This is a genomic window from Nostoc foliaceum FACHB-393 (assembly GCF_014698505.1).
GTDB classification, from domain to species: Bacteria; Cyanobacteriota; Cyanobacteriia; order Cyanobacteriales; family Nostocaceae; genus Nostoc; species Nostoc foliaceum_A.
In genome coordinates this window covers 51,684-74,822 of record NZ_JACJTD010000022.1, presented here as the reverse complement: position 1 = coordinate 74,822, position 23,139 = coordinate 51,684, and the positions used below count along the sequence as shown (strand labels likewise).

The following is a 23,139-nucleotide window of genomic DNA, read 5'->3' as shown; positions in this document are numbered from 1 at the left end:
GGGTCTTCCAGGGAAAAACCTGTGTTCATAATGCTACGACTCTTTATAATGTTAAGCTATTCGCTTTAAACGTCAAGCTGAATATGCAATTGTAACGCCAATTTAGCTATTTCTCCATCTGAGAATACCGCCCTTTACGACGCAGAAAGAGCAACAACTGGGAGACTAGCACCATGACAGGCAGTTCGATAAGTGGTTCAATAGCCAAAACAAGGGTAATCAAAGGACGATCAGGAAAAACAGATGTAGCGATCGCTAATGCAAGGGGTGAATTGCGTGCAAGTGTTGTACAACTGAAACAAGCAAAATCCTCGTAACTAAAGTTGCCGAATCGTGAGATTACTTGAGTCAGCAAAAAGGTAATTACATAGAAAATAAGAATAGGCGGTAACATTTTTAGCAGTACATCTGGACGCTGAATTAGGGTTTGCCCCTGCGAGGCAAATACCGCTGTAATTGCCAAACACAGAAATAGCGTTTGCCCTGCTGCTATTTTCAGTGGAATTTCACGCCAAAACCCGTTTACCTTTGGTATTAACCACTTAGCGATAAACGCTAAAAGCATAGGAACAACTAAAACCAGTGCAATGCTTTCGAGAAAAATCGCTGTATCAATCTGCACCAATTTTCCAACAAAAACTAACAGATAGACGGGTAGGAGAACCACTTGCAAGATCATATTCCAAGGAAGGAAGGCTGTAGCTAAAGCAACATTTCCTTTGGCAATCCCTGTAAAAATGAGATACCAGTCAGTACAAGGTGTGACCATCAGCATAATTAGCCCAACCCAAAGATCGGGAGAGTCCCGTAGGAAAATAGCTCCCAATCCCCAAACAAAAACAGGTGTCCAAATAAAGTTAATTCCCAAAATAAGTCCGGTCATCTTGTAGTTTTGAAATGCCTGACCTAAACGATTAAGTGGAATATTTAGAAACACCCCATAGAGCATGACCATCAAGGATGGAACAATCAAAGATACAGCATTTTCCTCAACCCATTTGATTTGTCCCAGTATCAGCCCAATTAAGATGGCAATAATAACAAATACAGATTGAAGTTTTTCAGTCAAACTCATCTTGGGATGTCTCCATTAAGTCTTTGAAGAGAACAATAAATAGAGTTGTCGGGAAATAAAAGATGAGTTAAGCATTTGTGAGGAAGATGGAGATTGTCATATTGCTTCTGCGCTTTCCTCTACGTCCCTCTGCGTTTAAAAACATTGATCCTGTACCTCACTCAACTGGGAATTGCTATATATGTATCAAGTATTTTTTGACGGAAATCGAGGGAATATGCTTTTATTTTTACCTTAATAAGATGCACAGGTTTATTTAATTAAGTGTACTTCATTAGACCGGGAAACGCTATAAATAGGTACTGTATGAACAAAAGTTTGATTTTTTATTATTGAATATTTAGTATTATATGATTTATTTCATCCTAATTTCATCCTGATTATATATAGTAACTTTTAGGAGCTTATGCCTTGGCTTTTCTCCACACTATTCTCAGGCTTTTTAGTTCAGCTACAACGGTAATGCTAATAGCCTGACTTTATCGAACAAATGAGAATGAAACCTAATCCAAAATCTCAAAAACTTAGCTTTGTTCCTCGGTCGATACTACAAACTGTGGGAAAGCTAAAACAAGCACTAGAGCCAAATGCAGAGCATAAGGTTGTTGAAGAGTTTCGCGCTTCTCGTCAGAGAACAATTAGTTCTCTCCGTTATTTGTTAATTCTATTTATTGTTCCATTATTAGTGAATAATCTGTTTAAAACATTTGTAATCCAACCTTTGATTTATAAATACTGGAGCCAAGAAACATCAAAAATTTTCTTAAATTCTTATCAAGAAGAAAAAGCCTTAACCGAATTGAAAAAATTTGAGCGAAAAATTCAATTTGAAGTACTCCTGGGAAAAGCTCCAGAACTTTCTTCAAATATTGTAGAACAGAAGGTCAAAGATAAGGCTATTGCGTTATCCCAAAAATACAAAACTGAAAGTATTGATGCAGTTGCTAATATCTTTGCTGATATACTTTCATTATTGTCATTTATTATATTATGTGTCTTTGGTAAGCAGCAGCTTACCACTATTCAATTTTTTAGTGCCGACTTAATTTATGGCTTAAGCGACTCCGCGAAAGCTTTTTTCATTATTCTCGCTACTGATATCTTTGTCGGCTATCACTCTACCTATGGTTGGGAAATAATTTTAGAAAACACCTCAAAGCATTTTGGTCTTCCAGAAAACAAAAGTCTGATTTCACTATTCATTGCTATTGTCCCAGTTGTCATGGATACAATTTTAAAATATTGGATTTTTCGCTACGTCAACCGCAGTTCTCCTTCAGCCGTAGCTACCTACCATAGCATGAATGAATAATTTTCCCAAACCAGCCAAAATTTCATCTTGATTTCATCGTGACCTGTCAAACTCATAATGTAAAGGTTCGTTCAATAAGCAAAAATATGTAGCTTATTTTACATAAAATTTACTTAAAAATTCCAGATGAAGAAAACATTGATTTACACAGGTACAGTGTTTGCTCTTGCCACTACAGCTTTCATTTCTTTTAGTCATGCAAGTGCTAAAGAGACTAATATTGAGAATAATTTGCAATATCCAACTAATAGTTGGCGGCTTGTCAAACATACTTTTCGATTAAACATCCCCCAAAACAACAACGCTCTTTCTCAACTTATTATTGAAACTCCATCTACTGTAGCAGTGAGTAATGACATTGATGTCTTCGATGCAAATGATCAGAAAATTAATACTAATATTTCCGTCAATAACAAACAAATTATTATAGATTTTCCTGAAAAGGTTATTTCTAACACTAAACTCTTAGTTAATTTTAATCAAGTTCAACAACCAGTGACAGGCCCAGCTTCTGTATACCACTTTTCAGCGAAGGTTGTTGGTAGTGAGGTAGAGATTCCCGTTGGTGTAGCTCAATTCCCTACATTTTAATCCTTAAGTTTTGAAATTCATCAAAAATTTCATCTTGATTTCATTCCGACCTGTCAAACTGATCAATAAAGGTAGTATACCTTTTGAACTTCAAACGGTAAACAAGTTAACGGTAATATTTCTAACTTCCTTTAATTAACGTGTAAGCGTAGACTGACTTTTCATGGAAATTTTTGAAAATGTTGGTATTACGAGGTGTAAGAGTGTAACAAATTCAAACCTTTACACATAATCTTTTTTTCACATTGTGAAAAGTAAGAAACGTAGAAGGTAGTTAATTTTAGTTTTACCAGATTGTTCCGTATTGATTTATCACAGGTTCATTTTGATTTGTTGACATTAGTGATTAAGTGAGGAGAAAACATGAAGAAAGTGCTAGTTTACGTTGCTATATCTACTCTAGCTGCTGCACTTTTAATTCCTACCAACTATGCAAGTGCTAATGAAGAAGATGGTAACGTTCCTCATGTTGATGGTAACTCTCAATTTCCTCAGACTCGCTGGATGCCTGTTAGACATACTTTGCGAGTACACGTTCCCAAAAACAGCAAGAGTGTTTCGCAGTTAAAAATTCAAGTTCCAAATACTGTCAGATGGAGTTATGATACTAAGAATGTTGTTATAAACGAAGAGAATGGTCGCAAAATTAATACTAATGTTTCTGTAAATGGCAAAACTATACTGCTAGCTTTTGCCGAACCAATTGTTCCTAATACTAAACTAAAGATTGACATCAAGAATGTAAAACAACCATTTCTTGGTAATGGCCCTGTCTACCATTTATCTGCTAATATTGTTGGCATTAATGCAGAAATACCTATAGGTGTAGCTAGATTTCGTGTAAATCCTTAAACTTAGCGCTATTCAATAAATAAAGTTCATGACATTTAACTTATAAATAAGTTAAATGTCATGAACTTTTTTGATTTTTTAAACCTATATTTCAAATATTATTAATCATCAATAGTTTTAATTGTTGCATTTAATAACTATATTTTAAATTTTACTTAACATAAAAATATTTCATCTCTATTTCATCAATACCTTTCACAATTATAGATATAGAGGTAATTAACCGATTAACAAAACAAGGAGAATATTGATGAAAAAGCTGATTTACACATTTGTTTTTACTTTAGTTTTCGCATCTTCAGTTCCTACTGCTTGGGCGAAAAATCCAAATGATGCTAAATTTTCCCATCTCGGAAATAGTGCTGCTGTTCCTAATAATGCCCGTACCCTAGATGCTACTCATAAGTTTGATGTTCATGTCCAAGGTAAAGCACTTTCAGAATTGGCGATTGATTTACCAGAGGGGGTAAGTATTGATAAAGGAATTGAAGTCCAAAATAAATTAGGTCAAAAAATTCCGACAACGGTTTCCATTAACAACAGAAAAGCTACAGTAGCTTTTTCGGAACCAGTAGCCCCTGGTACAAGCATATCAATTCGTATGAAAGGAGTTAATACTCCAGGTTATGAAGAAACTTGGCATTATCCAGTATCTGTCAAAAAGGTTGATATGAAAGAAGAAATTCCACTTGGTTTAGCCCGTATTCAGACTTACGGTGGCTAGGCTAAGTAACTGCTGTTAATTTTAGCTGTGGCTGTTAACTAAATTAATCGGTCGCTATAGGGTGGGATGGTGGATCTTCCTTACCCTACATTATCTTGCCGGAGTTAGTTATGAAAAAGTTAATTTATGCGGGTGCAGCATTTTTTCTAATAGTAACTTCTTCATTTCCATCTGCTTGGGGAAGCGAAAACAAGGACAATTCCAAAGTCTCCTATATTGGTAATGGCGTAGCATTTCCTAGCACTGTTGGGTTTCCAGGTGCTACCCATGAGTTTCAGGTTCATGTTCAAGGACAATCTCTATCAGAACTGGCTATTGATTTACCTGATGGTGTAAGCATTAACAAGGGAATTGAGATTCAAAATCAATCTGGTAAGAAAATTGATGCTCAAATTTCTGTAAATAAACAAACAGCTACAGTGATTTTCTCCCAAGCTGTGGAACCCCAGACAACGCTATTAGTTAAGCTGCAAGGTGTTAATACAGCATTTCGTAACCACGTTTGGCTGTACCGAGTATACGGCAAAATGCCTAATCTAACAGCACAAATTCCTCTTGGTACAGCTCGAATTCAAACTTCCGGTCGTTAAGTACTCAAACTTGGCTTACCAAGATTATTTCATCCAATTAGTAGCATAAATTGCTTATTGTTTGAGGATTTTAGCTATGAAGATACTTGTCATCCGAACTGCATCTATTTTGGCAATTCCCTTGGGAATAGCTTTACTTCACGTATCGTTGGGTTCTGCTGCTTATGGAAATGCAGATACCTCAAAAACAGGAGTTTGTCAAAATATTCCCCCAGCAAGACCCACTGGCGGAGCTAGTTTAGCAAGACTACAAGCTTTACAAAAATGTTATAAAGGGCTTCCACAAGGTACAGTACAACAATCCAGTAAAACAGGAGCCTGTGCAAATATCCCACCAGCAGAACCTACTGGCGGAGCAACTTCAGCAAGACTCCAAGCCTTGCAACGATGCTATAAATAAATTTCGCCGCAAACCACCACTCTATCTAAATAAATACTGTGAGTCTGTGAATTTATTCCCTCGGCATGTCTTGCTGGAGGACATAACTATGAGCAGGCTCCTAGTTTGGGTCTGCTTTTCTTTAATAGCAGTAAATGAACAACAGCCCTAGCGATCGCCGCCGTTCATGCGCTGGCATTCGCTTCAATACACAATTAGCTTTACAGCTCAATCCTTTATCTAATTCCCATGTACTTGCTGCTACCTCTCTAACCACAGTTTTAAAGCTAATGCCGATCTACGTTGCTCCAATACGCGATTTTTTTATACCCACTGGCTGAGTCCACTAGAGTTAGCCATTTCTCTATAATTTAGTGTTTTGATGTTTGTTTAGATTGAACTGAGAAACAAGTTTCTCAAGTGGTTTTTACTCGTTGAATTTATTTGATTAAGTAATTTGTAATTTCATCCTAATTTCATCATACTATGCTTTAACTTTTCTGGGATATTGACTTGACAACTATCTAATAAAATGCTCAATTTACTCGCCAAGTTTGTTTTATTCAAAATTTTAAATTTCATCTTAATTTCATCCTCCTCTGAGAATCTAGTTATAGGGGTATACCCCATAACACTTATTACTTTGGTGTGAAGAGCAAACAGTCATGTCTAAGTTATTTTGGAAATGCCTACTAATTAGTCCTGGAGTTTTATTAGCCAACTTAGCTTTTTCAGGAGCAACAATAGCGGCTGAAACTCCTGTTTCAACTGAAGTTAAACAAGAAGCAACCTCTCTTCCAAAAGATTCTTCTTTAAGCCAAATTCAACAGTACAGTGGTGAGACTGGCCAAGTCACATCCGTTTCGCAGTTTTCTGACGTGCAACCCACAGACTGGGCATTCCAAGCATTGCAATCCCTAGTTGAACGTTACGGTTGTATTGCTGGTTATCCCAATGCGACTTACCGAGGTAATCGTGCTTTAACTCGTTATGAATTTGCTGCTGGTTTGAATGCTTGTTTAGATAGAGTTAATGAACTGATTGCTACAGCAACTGCTGACTTAGTAACAAAACAGGATTTGGCTACCCTACAGCGTCTGCAAGAAGAATTTTCTGCGGAACTAGCTACTTTGCGTGGTCGTGTAGATGCTTTAGAAGTACGCACTGCTGAGTTGGAAGCTAATCAGTTCTCAACTACCACCAAGTTAATTGGGGAAGCAATTTTTAATGTATCTAATGTTTTTGGTAGCGATCAGAGGGCAGTTCCTTCTGGTATAGATCCAAGTACTGCTCCCGACCTAGATTCTAATACTATTCTAACTGACCGAGTTCGTCTGAGATTGGAATCAAGTTTTGTTGGTACAGACCTGTTGCAAATCCGTTTGCAATCCCGGAACATCACTCCCTATGACACAAATGTGACGGGTACTAACATGACCCGCTTCGGTTTTGACGGAAATCAGAACAATGAGACTGTCATCGATAAAATTAACTATGCTTTCAACCTGAGTAACGCAGTGCGGGTCAAAATTGATGCGGCAGGCGGTAACATATACGACAACATCAATAACTTTAACCCTGATCTTGCCAGTGATGGTAGGGGCGCTTTGTCTCGCTATGGTCGATTTAGCCCTATCTATCGCACTGGTTTCGGTGGTGCAGGTGCAACCATAATTTTCAATCCTACAGGAGCTTTCACTGCATCTGCGGCTTACATAGCTCGCACAGCTAGCAATCCTGGTTCAAATGGAGGTCTGACAAATGGTGCCTATACAGCCCTTGGTCAGGTAGCTTTCAGTCCTAGTGATGCATTTAATATTGGTCTTACCTACGCTCACAGCTATCAAAATAGTTTATCCAGTGTAAACATGTTTGAGGGTACAGGCAGTGTTTACGCAGGTAATCCGTTCAATGGAGTTGCTACTACTGCCAACCACTACGGTATAGAAGCTACCTTCAAACCCAGTTCCAAGTTGACTATTGGTGGTTGGTACGGTTACAGCAACGCTGAAGCCAAGGGAAGTGGTACGGGTGTAAATCAAGGTGATGAAGCATCAATGAATTACTGGGCTGCAACCCTAGCCTTCAAAGACTTTGGTAAAGAAGGCAATTTGCTTGGTCTGATCTTTGGTCAACCACCCAAAGTCAGTGATAATGATGCATTCGCTTCCGCCGCAAGAACTACTAGGCGTGAAGATAACAACACCTCTTACCACCTAGAGGCTCTGTACCGCCTACAGATCAACAATAATATTTCCATCACTCCTGGTTTATTGGTCATCTTCAATCCAGAGCATAATAATAACAACGACACCATCTACGTTGGTACACTACGTACCACTTTTGCTTTTTAAAACGCCTAACAGATAATGGTTAATAGCTATTAGCTATTAGCTATTCTCATTTGGATAAATTTTAGCTCGCCTGCGGGCGGGCTTTTATATGGAAAAATTAGCAATGTCTTGAGATTTTTAATTGATATAAATAAGGGTTGTTTTGTTTAGGGTGATATATCAAAACTAATGCTTATTTGCTAATACATGAACGAAGTCAAAACCCTAGCTTTTGATTTGTGTATTGTAGTTAGGTTTAAGTGCAGTTAGAGATTTCCTCATCTGACTTAATATTTCATCTTGATTTCATCTTTACCTGTCAGAATAAAAAATAACTCAGTAGACCTATTGCAATTAGTTAGATTTGTTAACTTCTCTAACTGAGTATCACTCACACCAATTGAGCAATGGGATATACTGAGTTTTTCTTATAGGTTATCTACTGCTAAGGCGTAGCATCTGTTTATGATCTTAGATGGCTTGCTTGTATACATGATTTAATAACTCAGAATTTCATCTTAATTTCATAAACTTCTGTCAATCTATTTCTAAGGGATAACCCTGTTATTAACTATGCTGATTTCACAAAACTGCCACGAACCTCTAACTTTTCAATTTGATATGCGTGTGTTGCTAGTCGAAGATGAGTCAGATTTGGGCGCTGCTATTAAGCGAACGCTGAAGCAGCAAAAGTATTTAGTTGACTGGGTAATGGATGGTAATGAAGCATGGGCATATTTAGAAAATAGTTCGGCACAATATACAGTGGCGATTTTAGATTGGATGCTCCCAGGATTTACTGGTTTGGAATTGTGTAAAAGGCTGCGTTTAAAAGGAAATTCTTTGCCTGTCTTGATGCTCACAGCTAGAGATAGCATGGAAGATAAAGTTGCTGGTTTAGATGCGGGTGCTGATGATTACTTGGTGAAGCCTTTTGGAATGGCAGAATTACTGGCAAGGTTGCGGGCATTGCAGCGGCGTTATCCCCACTTACAACCTCAACAACTAACCGTTGGTAACTTTACTTTAGATTACAGCAATAGTACAGTTGTCGGTCAAAATACGACGGGCGAAAAACAGGAAATTTCTTTAACTAATAAAGAATTCCAACTGGTGGAATATTTTATGAAGCACCCCAATCAAATTGTTACCACCGAACAGATTCGCAATCAGCTTTGGGAAGTAAGTGCAGAACCTGCTAGCAATGTGGTAGCAGCGCAAGTACGTTTGTTGCGTCGCAAACTAGCCTGCTTCGACTGCACCAACCCGATTGAAACTTTGCACGGTATGGGATATCGTCTGAATGTGACTAATGAATCAAAATAAACTGTTTCGAGGAACTCGTGTTCGTTTAGCTCTGTGGTATGCCCTCGTCATGGGTTCAATTTTAAGCGTTTGTGCTTTTGGTGTCTATAGAGCTGTTTTCCATGCCCATGTGGTAGCCTTAGACAGTGAAATTGAGTCTGTAGCCGGAACACTGCATGACACTATTGAGTTTAAGCTCAGGCAACCTGGGAGTTTGGAACCTGTTGTACAGCAGCTATTCCCAAATATAAATATATGTAGAGTTGGAGCCGGCTGTACTCAACAGCAGTCAGATACTAAACGCCATTTTCTAGGTGTAGTTAATAAAGATCACTACTATGTGCGTTTTTTTGATATTTCAGGACGCTTGATTGCTACTACCGGCAATTATCCAGAAGGACTGTCTACTGTCTTCAGCAATGAAAAATGGTTATTTCTCAAAGACAGCAAAGGCAATGATTATCACCAAAATTCTTTAATGCTACACACCCAAGATCATCGGGATTGGGGCTATATGCAGGTGGGGCGAAGTCTTGAAGAATTTAATCGTTATCTGGATAGTGTGAAATTAAGTTTAGGTTTGGGATTGCCGATCGCAATGGGTATGGTTGCAGTTGCTAGTTGGTGGTTGGCTGGTTTAGCTATGCAACCAATTTATCAATCTTATCGACAAATTCAACAGTTTACAGCAGATGTTGCACACGAATTGCGAACGCCTTTGGCTGCAACAGGCGCAACGGTGGAATCAGCGCTTTTAATGTCGCATCTGGATGAAGAAGAAACGCGGGACATTCTGCGAACTATCCACCGTCAGAATCAGCGACTTATTACTTTGGTTGTAGATTTATTATTATTAGCTCGTTTAGATAGGCAACACTTGCTAGTACAACTAGAAGAATGTTGTCTAAATGATATTGTCAGCGATTTAGTCGAGGAATTTGAAGCGATGGCAATTGCGGCAGGTGTAATGCTGCAATCTAGGATCAAGATAAATGAGCCAGTAAATATTGTCGGTGATAGTGACCAGCTTTACCGTTTGGTTTCTAATTTAATTGTCAATGCAATTCAGTATACACCCAAAGGAGGGGAGGTTACGGTTTGCCTGGGTTGCAGTGACCATCATGCTGTGATTCGAGTTCATGATACGGGTATTGGTATCCCAGAGAAGGAACTGACTCGAATTTACGATCGTTTTTATCGGGTGAATAGCGATCGCTCTCGTAGCACTGGCGGTTCTGGATTAGGATTGGCGATCGCCTCTGCAATTGTTCTGGTACACCACGGTAGTTTGAATGTGCAAAGCGAATTAGGTAAAGGTAGTACTTTTACCATCGAACTACCGTTTAATGTTATCCACCTAAATAGCGATCGCTCTTTTTCGCCATTTAAATGGCTGTTTCGCCGCTTACGCCAATCTAAATAGAAGATTTCGTATTTAACCTATAGGTTTTCTATCTTTTGTTACTACCCCTGCTTTTAGAGTGTAGTCATTTTTTGCTGTGTGGTGTGAATTACAGGAGTTTAAATAATATATGTCAAAGTATCGTTATCTAGTAATTGCGGGTATTAGTTATGTATTTACCTTAAGTGATTTTGCTGGTAGTTCAGTTCAACCTGTACGTGCTTTGACTCAGCTTCAGAGTAGTCAAACAGAAAAAGTTGCTTCTCAAGCAGACTCATTACTAACTGCTCAGTCTGCATCTCCCACTCCGACTTTACTCGATAAACTCAACCCTAATCCAAATTCTCTCCAGTTTCCTACCAAACCAGAAGATGTCAAAATTCAGATAACTCAGCCAATCACTCTGCAACAAGCTTTGGAACTGGCACAGCGGAATAATCGGGAGCTACAAGTATCAATACTGACTTCAGAACGAAGTCGTGCAGTTCTACGTGAAACACAAGCTGCTTTGTATCCCAATGTTAGTTTAAACACTGACATTTCTCGCCAACAATCTGCTGGCAGTCAGCTTTCTGCTGAACTGCGTTCTCGAAGTGGGATACCTTCTACAGAACAAGCTCCAAGTACAAACTTTTCTGGAGCGGCACAACTGAGTTATAACATTTACACCTCTGGCTCCAGATCGGCTCGCATCAGAGCAGCTGAGGAACAATTACGTTTTGATGAGTTGGATGTAGAGCGTTTGTCACAGGAAATTCGGCTGAATGTTGCTACTGAATATTACAATTTACAACAAACAGATGAACAAGTACGAATTAATCGTGCTGCTGTAGAAAATGCCCAACGAAGTTTAAAGGATGCTCAAGCATTAGAAAGGGCTGGAGTTGGTACGAGATTTGATGTTCTTCGTTCTCAGGTAAACTTAGCAAATGCTCAACAAGCGCTAACTAATGCTATTAGTCAACAGCAAATTGCTGCAAGGCGGTTGGCGACGCGGTTGAATTTACCACAATCTGTAAACATCAGTGCAGCAGACTCGGTGAAATTGGCGGGTTTGTGGAATAAGACACAGGAAGAAAGTATTGTGCTTGCTTTTCAAAATCGTGCAGAACTTCAACAACAGTTAGTACAACGCAATATTAGTGAACAACAGCGACGTTTGGCGCTTTCTGAGGTTCGTCCCCAAGTTAGTTTGGTTGCTAGTTACAACTTGTTGGACGCTTTTAATGATAGTGTTGGCATTACAGATGGCTATTCACTGGGAGTTAGAGCCAACTGGAATTTATTTGATGGTGGAGCAGCTAAGGCTAGGGCTGCTCAACAGAAAGCCAACATTGCTATTGCCGAAACTCGTTTTGCAGAGCAACGCAATCAGATTCGCTTTCAGGTGGAACAGGCTTATACTAGTTTGCAATCTAATTTAAGTAATGTTCAGACTGCTACCGTTGCTCTAGAACAGGCTCAAGAGGCTTTACGTATAGCAAGGCTGAGGTTTCAAGCTGGTGTAGGTACTCAAACAGATGTTATTGTTTCTGAAACTGAGCTTACAAGGGCTGAAGGTAATCGCGTTACGGCTATTTTGGATTACAATCGTGCTTTAGCTAATTTGCAACGTGCTGTTAGTGCTAGTTTTTCTACAGCTACATCACAACCGTAAGGTCTTACGTAGACGACAGACAGTTAATTTAACTCTTTCCAGCTATTGCCTTGATTCTGCGATTGAAAGACAGTATTGTTCTCATTCACTGCATAAAGCATTTGGGGATTGTTGGGAGCGATCGCTAGTTTCACAACGACTCCATTAGTTTCAGTCCAAAGTTTCTCCCACGTCTTACCACCATCACTGCTGCGATAAACACCCGGCGCTGACTTGAGAAAACGATAGCCATACATTACAGTGCTGTTACCCTCTTTTTGCAGAGCTAGACTGGCAACAGGAGCTTCCCGCGTATTAGGTACTAGCATCCAGTCATTACCACTGTTAGTGCTTTTGTACATTCCCGAACGGGTAGTTGCAAACAAATGCTCAGGGTTACGGGGTTCAACCACAAAGTCAAAAGGAGTATCGCCTAATCCATTCATGCGGGGTTTAGTCCAAGTTTTGCCACCATCAGTAGAAGTATGCAGCCCTTGCGCCCCAGAAGCAGGCCATCCATAAAAAACGCAAAAGCAAGTGCGATTTGAGCTTCTGGATAAAAGGAACGAGTTCAATAGTCATAATGGTTTAGCTTAAGTTCCTTAGCCAAACCATAAAATGGCTTCCTTAGCAATGAGTTCATTAGCCTTTTTCGGCGAGATTTTTCTAAGGACTCCTAGTTTTTCTGACATTTTCAAAATGTGCTTCCCGCCGAGGGATTTATCAAGCTCTATTTTGATGGACTATCTTGGTTGTTCATCATTCCCGGCATATTGTTCATCATTCCTGGCATCTTATTCATCATTCCTTGGCAACACTTACATCCCGTTTGGTTTGGCTGCTGTGGCGTTTGATTCGTTGGCGCTGTTCTTTGACTGGTCAGCACTTGAATTAGTTTTGCTTCGTTTATAGCCCTGGCGGATTGATTCGGTGTCACAGTTACCTTGGGGGTGTTGGCAAAGGAAGCAGTAGTGGTTAACGTAAGCAATGCAAAACTAGCTACGGCTCCGCTCAATAGTGTCTTAACGCCTGTACTAATGTTAATGTTCATTTTGTACTCTCCATTATTCTGTTAATTTAGTAGTTTCTGAGAAACTAAGGCCATTCTAAAGTCTCTATTCGGGTATAGAGTCAAGTAATAAATTTACTAGTCTCGGAAATTGTGAGGAGGTATATCAGAGCAAGCAACTTCCTCAATCAAGCTACAAAGCTCTTTATTACAGGGATTATCCAAAGGTCGGTTTTCCCAACGTTGTTGATATGCCTCTAGCTCATCCTTCAGTTGCTTCATGCGATAAATCTGCTCCTCAAGATGAGCAATTTTCTGTTTGAGTAAATCCCGAACTAGTGGACAAGCAGGGTCGCCTTGGGAACGAATGCCTAGTACTTGTTGAATTTCAGATAGGGAAAACTGTAAGGATTGGGCTTTTTTGATGAATTGCAGCCTGTTGATTGCCTCGCAGTCGTAATAACGGTAGCCACTTTCACTTCTTTCAACTGGTTTTATCAAGCCCAAGCCTTCGTAATACCGAATTGTTCCCACTGCCACATCAGTTTGCTTCGCCAGCTCACCAATTTTCAGCAGCTTTTTTGGGGATGATACTTCACAGCAAACTTGTTTCACGACAGCAATCATAGTTATTTACTACTATGTGTTGTTATAACTTTAAAGTCTATAGTCAGCTAGAGAGTCAAGTGATAATTGTCAATTTTTGTGTAAAGTTTAATTACAATACTTGTAGGCAAAAATATTAGCTTAAAACTTGACAATGCAGGCTTGCAAATTTTAGGGAATGATATGTCCAATAAATTTTAATAAAGGTTATTTGAAAAATAATATTTACCTATGGGGTTGACTCTATAGCCGACTAGAGGATTCAGAATGAATGAGTAGAAAAAATTTTTGGTAGACATCATGACAAAACGTCAAATTGAGATTTTTACAGCTGACTGTCCTCTTTGTGATGAGACAGTGCAAATGGTGCAAGAACTGACTTGTCCTGACTGTGAAGTATCGGTTTATAACTTGCGACAAGAACAGGAGAAAGCCCAGCAGTATGGAGTAAATGCAGTACCAGCGATCGCAATCAATGGAAGACTTGTCTTAACTGGTAAACCGAATTTAGAGCAGCTGCGAGCAGCTGGTGTAGGTCAACCCCTAAATTAGAGGCAGTAAGAAGGAGGAATTTACTACCCATTTGGGTGGTAAATTCGCATAGGGTACTGTGTACATATAAAGTTAAAAACACAAGAGTTTTGCACTTCTCGTTTTACTGATAAAATATCAGCTAAATTAAACAACATTTATCCAAAAATCAGCTGTGACGATTTTGCCATTGCGATTAAACTGACCCCAGAGTTTATACTTTCCTGGTTGAGGAAAGCTAGTCATAAAATGAACCTGTCCAGCAGGGGTATCTTTTAGCGCGTGAGCATGAATGTAATCTGCTGCTGTTAATGAGGTTGACTGTCGCAGAATAACTAAATGTCCTTTTTCTCCTAAGTATGGCTGCAAGTCTGTAAGCGGTTGATTGTTAGAAGCTTCTTGTAATTTAAACATTAAAGTGACTTCTTTACCCGCTTTCACAGTAGGTTCATAAACAGCAAGATTAACTTTAGTATCATTGAACGTTTTACTGCGATTTAGGTTAATTTCTGGGGCTGCAATACTGTTCCCAGAAACTTGTGTTTTCAATACTGAGACTTGTTCTGTTTGACCAGCAGGTTTGTAGTCACTAAAAAATGTGTAATTGCCTGCTTGCGGAAAACGGGCTGTAACTTCAAACTGCCCATTTTCCTTATATGTGGGATGAAGATGACTGAAAAACTGAAGATCATCGCTGACAAGAATGAGGTGCATTAGCTTTTCTTGGAAAGTGTTAAATTTGGCGATCGCTTTCCCATCCAAATCTTGAACATCAATCAATATAGGAATACTTTTATTGGGGGTAATGATGCTTAGAACTTTGAGTTTTGCCTGAGTCAATGCTTTCTTCTCATCACCCGCGCCACTTGTTGAATGTTCTCTGTGATTTATCTCACCCATCGAATGCTCCTCATGCTGATGTGTGGCAGCAGATATTGGTTTCCCTTCGTCTCTAACTAATAAGGAGCAACTTTGAGCCAGTATCAAAGTAGTAGTTATAGCAATTGCATTCAGAAATCGATTCATTGATTTTGCTCCATTTTTTAATAATTGAAGTTATTCAAAAGTCTGAATTCGTCTGGGGAGTTAATATGGCAAGCATTAGAACCACAACTTTTAGTTGCCAAGGTGCTAATATTAAACTGACAATTAGGCAAGCAACTGTAGATAAACTTGTTAATTCTGCCATGTCGTCACTAGAATTTTTAAACAAATAACTAACTGCTAAACCAATCGTCAGTGGAATCAGAAAAAGTAAACTCATATAAGTCACCTCTCTTCTAAAAGCAGAAGGACTTTTCTGAAATGAATATTTGACTATCAGCAGTTCATTCAATGCTGACTACTGATAGTAGAATAAACTCAAAAACCTAAACAGATGGATAGCCTCTGGCAGCTATTACTTCTTTAATTTTAGTTTCAGGTGCTTGAGTTTCTATACTGACAATTTTTGTTTTTGTATCAGCTTGCACTGTTGCTGTAGAATCAATTGATTGAATTGCTTTGGTGATAGTATTCGCGCAAGCAGAACAAGCTAGTTTGGGAACCGTTAGTTGCAGCGTCATAGGATTAAATTCCTTAGTGAAGATAACTACTTTTCTGAAAATTGTTGAGTAAATATACGATTAATCTACTCAACTAAAATTAGTTTAATTTCTCCAGCTTACGGGAGAGTCAAGAGGTAAAATTAAAAAAAATAAGTGATTTATTTATAAATGATTAATTGAATTAATAAAGAATCAGCACATCAACTTAACTTAATACGTCGATGTGCTGATAAAAAATTAAATGAACAGCCTAATTGTTTAATTTCTTTCAATAATAGGACAAATTGTTTGTTCAGGATTTTCAGGTATTGTTTCCCAACCAGAAACTAGTCCTGATAATTCTTGCCTGAGAATGAGTAATTGCTGAATTTGCTCATCAATGGCTGTTATCTTATCTTGCAGTTTAGCTTTTATATGTACGCAGGGTAATTCACCTCCGTCGTGAACATTTAAAAAATCTTTAATTTCTGATAAGGTCAATCCCAAACTTTGGGCACGTTTGATAAAGTTCAAGCGAGCCAAAACATCAGAGTTAAATAATCTAAATCCACCCTCGGTTCTCCCTAATGACCTAAGTAGACCTAGCTCCTCATAATAGCGAATAGTTTTAATTGGTACACCGCTAGACTTAGCAACATTACCAATGAGTTTTGGCGCTTCTTGGACTAACATAATTAGCTGCTCTCATGCTAGATAAGTTTATTTACCTTATCTTAAACTCTCTAGTTAACTGGAGAGTCAAGTGAGAACAGGATCATCTTGCTAATTATTTGCTACTGGATTATGTGGCAGGCTTTACTTCCACAACACCACGATACATTTTCATACCGCAGGTGAACTCATATTCACCAGGATACTTAGGAGTAAATTCTACTGAAGTGGTTTGGTTAGGAGCAAGGTCAACGGCTAAGTCAAAGTCTGGTATTAGTAATTTATCAAAGCACTTGCTTAGATTATGACGTTGGAAGTCCAATCTCACTGATTGTCCCACCTCCACAATTACTCTTTCCGGTTTGTAACCCTTTTCAACCGTAACAGTCGCTTCTTGAGTGCCTTCTGGTGTTTTTACTGCTTTTGTTGCTGACTCTGTAGGCAAAGAAAGCTCTGGTTGGATCTGTTGAGTAGATTGAGAAGTAGTTACTGAGCTTGCTTTTGCAGTGGAGTCAGTAGGTTGAACTTCTATAACTCCTCGGAACATATTCATACCGCAGTTGAAAGTATGAGTACCAGCTTTGTCGGGTGTGAACTCAACGGATGTGACTTCGTTAAGTGGTAGGTTTTTGGCAATATGGAAATCAGGTAGCCGTATTTCTTCAAGGCAACTACTAGGGTCACGGCGTAGGAAATTAAGGCGGACTCTTTGACCGGCATTGACTAGAATTCGACTAGGTTCATAGCCTCCATCTACAGTAATGCCAACTTCTTGAATACCATCATGGGCTTCGGCTTTTTGGGACTTTGGTTTACTTAGGAGAAACCACCAGATTTCTAGTCCGATTAACCCCAGACCGACTGTTGTAACTGCACCTTTTACCGAGAATGGTTGCTCAATGCGGCGGAACTGAGTTGTCTTTGCTCGCTCCGTAGTTGGCATTTCATGATTCATCTGTGCAATTACTTTATCTGAGACAACACTGAATGCCAATCCCAAGCTTGCTATACTGCCAAGAATTACTTTACTCAACATTTGCTACCTCCTTATGCTACTGGTTTAGCTTGAAATTTACGCAGACGTAGGGCATTCGTAACCACTGAAACCGAACTAAATGCCATTGCTGCACCTGCAATAATGGGGTTAAGCAACCAACCGAAGATGGGGAAGAGAATACCAGCGGCGATTGGAATGCCGGCAACGTTGTAGATGAAGGCGAAGAATAAGTTTTGACGAATATTGCGAATCGTAGCGCGGCTAAGTTGAATGGCAGTGACAATGCTTCGCAAGTCACCGGATATCAGCGTGATGTCACTAGCTGCGATCGCTACATCTGTCCCAGTGCCAATTGCCATTCCTACATCGGCTTGGGCTAATGCTGGTGCATCATTGATACCATCACCAACCATAGCCACAATCTTTCCTTCTGATTGGAGTTTCTTTACTGTAGCGGCTTTTTGGTCGGGGCGGACTTCTGCCAAAACACGCTCGATACCAACTTCACGGGCAATGGTTTCTGCGGTGCGGCGATTATCTCCCGTGAGCATCACCACTTCTAAACCCAGTTTTTGCAAAGCGCGAATTGCCTGTATGGAGGTGGGTTTGATGGCATCAGAAATCCCCATTAATCCCTGAATTTGTCCGTCAACCGCGATCCAAATCGCGGTTTTGCCCAGATACTCCAAACGCTCTTTATCTTGTTGTAAGACTTGGGCATCAATGCCTAATTCTGACATCCATCGTTGCGTACCAATTTGCACAAGATGACCAGACACTATACCTTGTACACCACTGCCTGTAATTGCTTCAAATTCCTTGACATTTGCTAACGCCACTTCTTGAAATTGGGCGTATCTCACAACAGCTTCTGCTAATGGATGTTCAGAATTGCGTTCCACAGATGCCGTAAGTTGCACCAACCTCATCTCATTGCCATTAGCAGTACCATTGACGGTGACAAAATCGGTAACTGTTGGTTTACCTTGAGTGATAGTTCCAGTTTTATCTAGCACGATTGTTTGAATTTTGTGTGCCAGTTCTAGGCTTTCGGCACCTTTAATCAAAATGCCATTTTCTGCACCTTTACCCGTTCCTACCATCACAGATGTTGGTGTGGCTAAACCCAGCGCACAAGGACAGGCGATAATTAGTACCCCAACTGTGGTGATCAGCGCCAAAGTCATGTTGCCTGTAAAATTAAACCAAATGATGAAAGTGAGCAGTGCGATCGCAATTACCGCAGGTACAAACCATCCAGTTACTTGGTCTGCTAATCTCTGAATTGGAGCTTTAGAACCCTGTGCTTGCTGTACTAATTGGACAATCTGCGCCAGCACTGTATCACTTCCGACTCGTGTCGCCCGAAACTTGAAACTCCCAGTTTTGTTGATGGTAGCTCCAATCACCTCATCGCCTGGTTGCTTTTTGACGGGTAAACTTTCCCCTGTCACCATCCCTTCATCAATTGTGGATGCTCCCTCAATAACTTCCCCGTCAACAGGAATTTTCTCACCAGGGCGAACCAGTATCACATCTCCAATAATTACTTCTTCTATTGGGACATCTACTTCTTGTCCATTGCGAATCAAACGCGCTGTTTTAGCTTGTAACCCAATTAGCTTACGGATAGCTTCTGAGGTTTGTCCTTTAGCGCGATTTTCAAATAATTTTCCTAGCAAAATCAGGGTAATGACAACAGCAGCAGTTTCATAATATACATCTGGCGTTAAACCCTGATTGATGAAAAAGCTGGGAAATAATGTAGGAAACAGCGAATAAAAATACGCCGCACTTGTACCCAAAGAAATTAGGGTATCCATTGTGGCAGCGTGACGTTTTAAAGCTTTCCAACCATTGATGTAGAAAGAGTAACCACACCAAAACTGTACAGGGGTAGTGAGTATCAACTGTACCCAAGGATTGTGCAACCATGCTGGGATAAAGGGTAAGTGCAACCCTGTCATCATGGGCAGTGAACCTATGACCAACACAGTGCTAATGATGCCCCCTGCCATCACTTTTCGCATTAAATCACGGGATTCTCTTAAGCGATATCTTTTTTCAGCATCATCTTCTCCCGCCATTAGGTTTTGTTCTTGGAGTGGGTAGGCGGAATAACCTGCTACATCTACCGCCTCTTGAATAGCTTTTAAATCAGTTCGTCTAGGGTCATATTTAACTGTTGCCTGTTGTGCTCCAAAATTCACGATACATTCATTGACACCTGGGACAGAATTAATCGCGTCTTCAATGCTGCTAGCACAAGAGGCACAACTCATGCCGCGCAGTTTGAGTGTGGTATTCTCCATCTGACTACTCCAATAACTAAATGGCGCTAACTAACATCTAACTGATTTCATCTTGAATGCTCCAGTACACTGGAGAGTCAAGGGTCGTGCTGAAAAATTTTTCAGCCACATATTAGATACAGCGCTCTAAATGCTTACACTTAGAGATATAGATGGTGAATATGTGGCTCAAATTGCTATCAATACCAGCAGCGAAATAAAGGCAAATACTAATGGAACCAGATGACTGCCGCATTTCCAAGTCACTTTGAGTTCTTGTATAGCCATTTCTTCACCTTCTTGAAATTTTTTGAGTTTACTAGAGGACTTATTGTCTCTAGACTCACCTTAAAGATTTGCGGGTGCGTTCGCGGAGCGTCTCGTAGAGAAGGTATCGCGTCATACCAATGAGGTAATAAATATTTCTAGCTACTGAGGTATCAGGATTTCATGCAGATTTTATATTTACATGCATTCATATATTATCTGTACGATTAGCACCAAACTTTGATTTCATCCTGATTTCATTTTTGGCTGTCAAACTATGTAGTAAGTGCCGCAGTCGCTTTGTGAATAACTAGCTATCTAAGCAAAAGATAGATCACCTAAATGATTGACTCTCCAGCTAACTAGAGATTTTAGACTGTAATCAGGAAATATTTAGATCATCCCTATGCAATTCCTTACTCTGAAAAACAGCTTTTTGACATTTGCTTTGGTAGCGATCGCCTCTTTTTCCAGCAGCGTGTTAACAGCCTGTTCTACACCCACTTCCCAAAGCCAAAGTCAAGCACCAAACCCCACTAACACCGCCACTGATACTAGCGACAAACAACCGATGAATCACGACGGTGGCATGATGAACCACAGCATGGCAATGGATTTAGGCCCAGCCGATGCTAACTATGATTTGCGCTTTATCGATGCGATGATTCCGCATCATCAGGGAGCAACGGTAATGGCCAAGGAAGCACAGCAGAAATCGAAACGTCCTGAGATCAAAAAGCTAGCAGACGAAATTATCAAAGCACAAAACCAAGAAATTACGCAGATGAAACAGTGGCGTACAACCTGGTATCCCAAAGCGGGAGATAAACCAATGGCTTATGATACCAAAATGGGTCACATGATGGAGATGTCACCTGATCAAATGCAAGCCATGATGATGAACATGGACTTGGGTGCAGCTGATACAGAATTTGACCTGCGTTTTATTAACGCGATGATTCCTCACCATGAATCAGCTGTAGTTATGGCGAAAGATGCCTTGCAAAAGTCTCAGCGTCCTGAAATCAAAAACTTGGCTCAAGAAATTATCAAAGCCCAAGAATTAGAGATTAATCAAATGAAACAGTGGCGCAAAGCTTGGTATAACAAGTAGTTTCAAGTTTCAATGTATATTGAGAAACGGGTGCAAAGTTTACCGATGCAATTGAGAATTCTGGATGTCAAAGAAAGCTAGTTTCTCAGTTTTAAATGGCAAAGTACCAAAAGCAGTTTTTGAGCAATGATGGTTGCTACAGGAACATCACAGCTATAACTAAAAAACACTACACTCCTTCGAGAAAACAGCAGAGTGGTGAAAATGGTCTTGGCAACGCAATTTTCTGGCTTTGAGAAATATGCCCCCTCCCCCCATTTCTGTTAAAATCTTGATATAAAAGACTTGTGTAACTATGCCCTCTGATAAATGAATACCTTGACATTTTTCCGCAGCTTGAGAAATCCGGTATTTGCAAGGCTGTACACTGCTCAGACCAGTAGTTTATTGGGCGATGCACTCACTTGGGTGGGTTTAGCCCTTCTGGCCTTTGAGTTAGCTGGAAAAAATGCTGCGGTTGTGCTTTCAGTCGCTTTGACTCTGCGTGTCACTGCTTTTGTATTGCTGTCTCCCCTTGCAGGTGCGATCGCAGACCGCCTAGATCGTAAGAAAATCATGGTTGTTACCCATATATTCAGAATGTTAATTGTGGGTATGTTGCCTTTTGTGACGCAGATTTGGCAAGTTTACGTATTAATCTTTGCACTTAACGTCTTTAATGCTTTCTTCACCCCAACTTACCAAGCCACAATTCCATTAGTCACAGGTGAGAATGACTATGCAGGCGCGATCGCTCTTTCAGCCGCTACTTTTCAATTACTTGGTGTACTTGGCCCAGGTATCGCTGGGAGTGTCGCCGCCTTCATTGGTGCGAGACAAGTTTTCTATTTGGATGCTCTCAGCTTTGCGATCGCGGCAGTCTTAATCTTCACCCTACCAGGTCAGCTCGTCGTTACACAAAATCAACAGTATTCCAGAACAACACGCCGAACATGGGGAGACATTAAAGACGGTACAACTCGCCTACTTACAGACACACCTATTCGTTACGCGCTCTTCATGCAGCTAGTCGCATCAATTGCCGGAGCACAAATCTTAGTAAATACTGTTGGCTACGTCCAAGGTACACTCAAATTGGGAGAAGTGCAGTACGGCTGGGTGATGGCAGCTTTTGGGATTGGTGCAACCCTGTGTGCAGTGATTTTTGGTACGTTCAATAGAAGTTTGCCACGTACAACGTTTGTTTTGATTGGTGCAACTTTGATAACATTGGCTTTGTTGCCTGCTAACTACGCAAATTTAGCACCACTGATGCTTTTATGGTTGGTGGCGGGTGCAGGGCAAAGTTTAGTGAACTTACCCACCCAGACATTAATTGCAGACCGCATCCCAGCTGGTGTACAAGGGCGGGTTTATGGCGCACACTTTGCCTGGAGTCATCTTTGGTGGGCAATCTCATACCCTCTTGCCGGTTGGTTGGGAAGTAACTTTGCTGAACGTGAGTTTCTTTACGGTAGTTTGATTGGCTTGATGCTGCTAGTAGTAGTACAAATTACCCTCTCACATCAGGAGCATGAACACAAACATCTCCACTATCCTAGTGTGCATGAACATAAACACATCCACGATGAACACCATCAGCATGACCACAATGAGGGGATGGCTGTAGGCGAATCTCACAACCATCTTCACGAACATACGATGATTATCTATCACAACCATCCTCACAAGAGAGATATTCACCATCGCCATAGTCACTAAATTGCTGTTACTACAACTGCACGAATTCGTATTAAAAGAAATGAGTACATATCGAAGAATGTCAAAAGGACTGGGAGAAACTACTCAGACTTAATAAATTAGTTGTAATAGAATTAAATGGCGGATATTTCTGTTTTCAAAATACTGTTAATACAGAATACATTCCATTGCGGCAAACTGTTTTCAATCCCATGTACCCGTATAGGCATCCAAATCACTCTCACCT

At 40.1% G+C, this 23,139-nt stretch carries 24 protein-coding genes; 14 read left to right on the top strand and 10 right to left on the bottom strand.

All coding sequences use genetic code 11. The features are described from left to right. Nucleotides 1-106: 106 nt before the first annotated feature. Entirely contained in the window at nt 107-1,075 is a 969-nt protein-coding gene (locus tag H6G92_RS19135) for an arsenic resistance protein (protein ID WP_190895196.1), read from the bottom strand. A 556-nt stretch (nt 1,076-1,631) separates the two neighbouring features. On the opposite strand from H6G92_RS19135, the gene H6G92_RS19130 reads away from it, so the two are divergent. From H6G92_RS19130 to H6G92_RS19080, 11 genes are all read left to right on the top strand, one after another. After that, nucleotides 1,632-2,387 carry a CemA family protein gene (locus H6G92_RS19130; RefSeq protein ID WP_313889983.1) on the top strand — a complete coding sequence of 252 codons (756 nt, stop codon included), beginning with the start codon at nt 1,632-1,634 and terminating at the stop codon, nt 2,385-2,387. 126 nt (nt 2,388-2,513) lie between these two features. Next, nucleotides 2,514-2,978 carry a DUF2808 domain-containing protein gene (locus H6G92_RS19125; protein WP_190895194.1) on the top strand — a complete coding sequence of 155 codons (465 nt, stop codon included), beginning with the start codon at nt 2,514-2,516 and terminating at the stop codon, nt 2,976-2,978. Between the two features lie 363 nt (nt 2,979-3,341). Further along, nucleotides 3,342-3,830: a DUF2808 domain-containing protein gene (locus tag H6G92_RS19120; protein WP_190895193.1), complete on the top strand. Its 489-nt coding sequence runs from the start codon at nt 3,342-3,344 to the stop codon at nt 3,828-3,830. Nucleotides 3,831-4,080: 250 nt separating this feature from the next. After that, entirely contained in the window at nt 4,081-4,554 is a 474-nt protein-coding gene (locus tag H6G92_RS19115; protein WP_190895192.1) for a DUF2808 domain-containing protein, read from the top strand. A gap of 110 nt (nt 4,555-4,664) precedes the next feature. Continuing rightward, complete coding sequence (locus H6G92_RS19110) at nt 4,665-5,144, top strand: hypothetical protein (RefSeq protein ID WP_190895191.1); 480 nt, start codon at nt 4,665-4,667, stop codon at nt 5,142-5,144. A gap of 76 nt (nt 5,145-5,220) precedes the next feature. Further along, nucleotides 5,221-5,544 (top strand): hypothetical protein, encoded by a 324-nt coding sequence (locus H6G92_RS19105; RefSeq protein ID WP_190895190.1) that lies wholly within the window; start codon nt 5,221-5,223, stop codon nt 5,542-5,544. A 134-nt stretch (nt 5,545-5,678) separates the two neighbouring features. Then, on the top strand, nt 5,679-5,864 hold the full coding sequence (locus H6G92_RS19100; RefSeq protein ID WP_190895189.1) for a hypothetical protein: 186 nt from the start codon (nt 5,679-5,681) through the stop codon (nt 5,862-5,864). Between the two features lie 324 nt (nt 5,865-6,188). Continuing rightward, a complete protein-coding gene (locus H6G92_RS19095) occupies nt 6,189-7,877 on the top strand; it encodes an iron uptake porin (protein WP_190895188.1) in 1,689 nt (562 codons plus the stop codon). Nucleotides 7,878-8,429: 552 nt separating this feature from the next. Further along, entirely contained in the window at nt 8,430-9,182 is a 753-nt protein-coding gene (gene rppA, locus H6G92_RS19090) for a two-component system response regulator RppA (protein ID WP_190895187.1), read from the top strand. Further along, nucleotides 9,169-10,584, top strand: a complete 1,416-nt coding sequence (gene rppB, locus H6G92_RS19085; RefSeq protein WP_190895186.1) for a two-component system sensor histidine kinase RppB — start codon at nt 9,169-9,171, stop codon at nt 10,582-10,584. Before rppA ends, rppB begins: the two co-directional genes overlap by 14 nt. A gap of 109 nt (nt 10,585-10,693) precedes the next feature. After that, nucleotides 10,694-12,220: a TolC family protein gene (locus tag H6G92_RS19080; RefSeq protein ID WP_190895185.1), complete on the top strand. Its 1,527-nt coding sequence runs from the start codon at nt 10,694-10,696 to the stop codon at nt 12,218-12,220. Nucleotides 12,221-12,243: 23 nt separating this feature from the next. Here H6G92_RS19080 and H6G92_RS19075 read toward each other — a convergent pair whose 3' ends face one another. From H6G92_RS19075 to H6G92_RS19065, 3 genes are all read right to left on the bottom strand, one after another. Beyond that, the gene (locus tag H6G92_RS19075) at nt 12,244-12,774 is read right to left on the bottom strand and encodes a WD40/YVTN/BNR-like repeat-containing protein (protein ID WP_242059211.1); all 531 of its coding nucleotides are present in this window, start codon (nt 12,772-12,774) and stop codon (nt 12,244-12,246) included. Between the two features lie 155 nt (nt 12,775-12,929). Then, nucleotides 12,930-13,250, bottom strand: coding sequence for a hypothetical protein (locus tag H6G92_RS19070; RefSeq protein WP_199344878.1), 321 nt, complete (start codon nt 13,248-13,250; stop codon nt 12,930-12,932). Nucleotides 13,251-13,346: 96 nt separating this feature from the next. Further along, nucleotides 13,347-13,835 carry a heavy metal-responsive transcriptional regulator gene (locus H6G92_RS19065; protein WP_190895184.1) on the bottom strand — a complete coding sequence of 163 codons (489 nt, stop codon included), beginning with the start codon at nt 13,833-13,835 and terminating at the stop codon, nt 13,347-13,349. 279 nt (nt 13,836-14,114) lie between these two features. Between H6G92_RS19065 and H6G92_RS19060 the strand changes: the two genes are divergently transcribed. Next, complete coding sequence (locus H6G92_RS19060; protein WP_010993969.1) at nt 14,115-14,366, top strand: thioredoxin family protein; 252 nt, start codon at nt 14,115-14,117, stop codon at nt 14,364-14,366. A 126-nt stretch (nt 14,367-14,492) separates the two neighbouring features. Here H6G92_RS19060 and H6G92_RS19055 read toward each other — a convergent pair whose 3' ends face one another. The 6 genes from H6G92_RS19055 to H6G92_RS19030 all read right to left on the bottom strand — a co-directional run bounded on the left by H6G92_RS19055 (nt 14,493) and on the right by H6G92_RS19030 (nt 19,852). After that, nucleotides 14,493-15,371: a hypothetical protein gene (locus H6G92_RS19055; protein ID WP_190895183.1), complete on the bottom strand. Its 879-nt coding sequence runs from the start codon at nt 15,369-15,371 to the stop codon at nt 14,493-14,495. 34 nt (nt 15,372-15,405) lie between these two features. Further along, on the bottom strand, nt 15,406-15,609 hold the full coding sequence (locus tag H6G92_RS19050; protein ID WP_104902096.1) for a hypothetical protein: 204 nt from the start codon (nt 15,607-15,609) through the stop codon (nt 15,406-15,408). Nucleotides 15,610-15,715: 106 nt separating this feature from the next. After that, a complete protein-coding gene (locus H6G92_RS19045; protein ID WP_190895182.1) occupies nt 15,716-15,910 on the bottom strand; it encodes a heavy-metal-associated domain-containing protein in 195 nt (64 codons plus the stop codon). A gap of 240 nt (nt 15,911-16,150) precedes the next feature. After that, nucleotides 16,151-16,564 (bottom strand): heavy metal-responsive transcriptional regulator, encoded by a 414-nt coding sequence (locus tag H6G92_RS19040; protein ID WP_190895181.1) that lies wholly within the window; start codon nt 16,562-16,564, stop codon nt 16,151-16,153. Nucleotides 16,565-16,673: 109 nt separating this feature from the next. Next, nucleotides 16,674-17,579, bottom strand: coding sequence for a cupredoxin domain-containing protein (locus tag H6G92_RS19035; protein ID WP_190895180.1), 906 nt, complete (start codon nt 17,577-17,579; stop codon nt 16,674-16,676). Between the two features lie 11 nt (nt 17,580-17,590). Continuing rightward, a complete protein-coding gene (locus H6G92_RS19030) occupies nt 17,591-19,852 on the bottom strand; it encodes a heavy metal translocating P-type ATPase (RefSeq protein ID WP_190895179.1) in 2,262 nt (753 codons plus the stop codon). A 652-nt stretch (nt 19,853-20,504) separates the two neighbouring features. Between H6G92_RS19030 and H6G92_RS19025 the strand changes: the two genes are divergently transcribed. Together H6G92_RS19025 and H6G92_RS19020 are read left to right on the top strand one after the other, a co-directional pair. Further along, the gene (locus tag H6G92_RS19025) at nt 20,505-21,212 is read left to right on the top strand and encodes a DUF305 domain-containing protein (protein ID WP_190895178.1); all 708 of its coding nucleotides are present in this window, start codon (nt 20,505-20,507) and stop codon (nt 21,210-21,212) included. A gap of 309 nt (nt 21,213-21,521) precedes the next feature. Beyond that, nucleotides 21,522-22,913 carry an MFS transporter gene (locus tag H6G92_RS19020; RefSeq protein WP_190895177.1) on the top strand — a complete coding sequence of 464 codons (1,392 nt, stop codon included), beginning with the start codon at nt 21,522-21,524 and terminating at the stop codon, nt 22,911-22,913. The last annotated feature ends 226 nt before the right edge of the window (nt 22,914-23,139 follow it).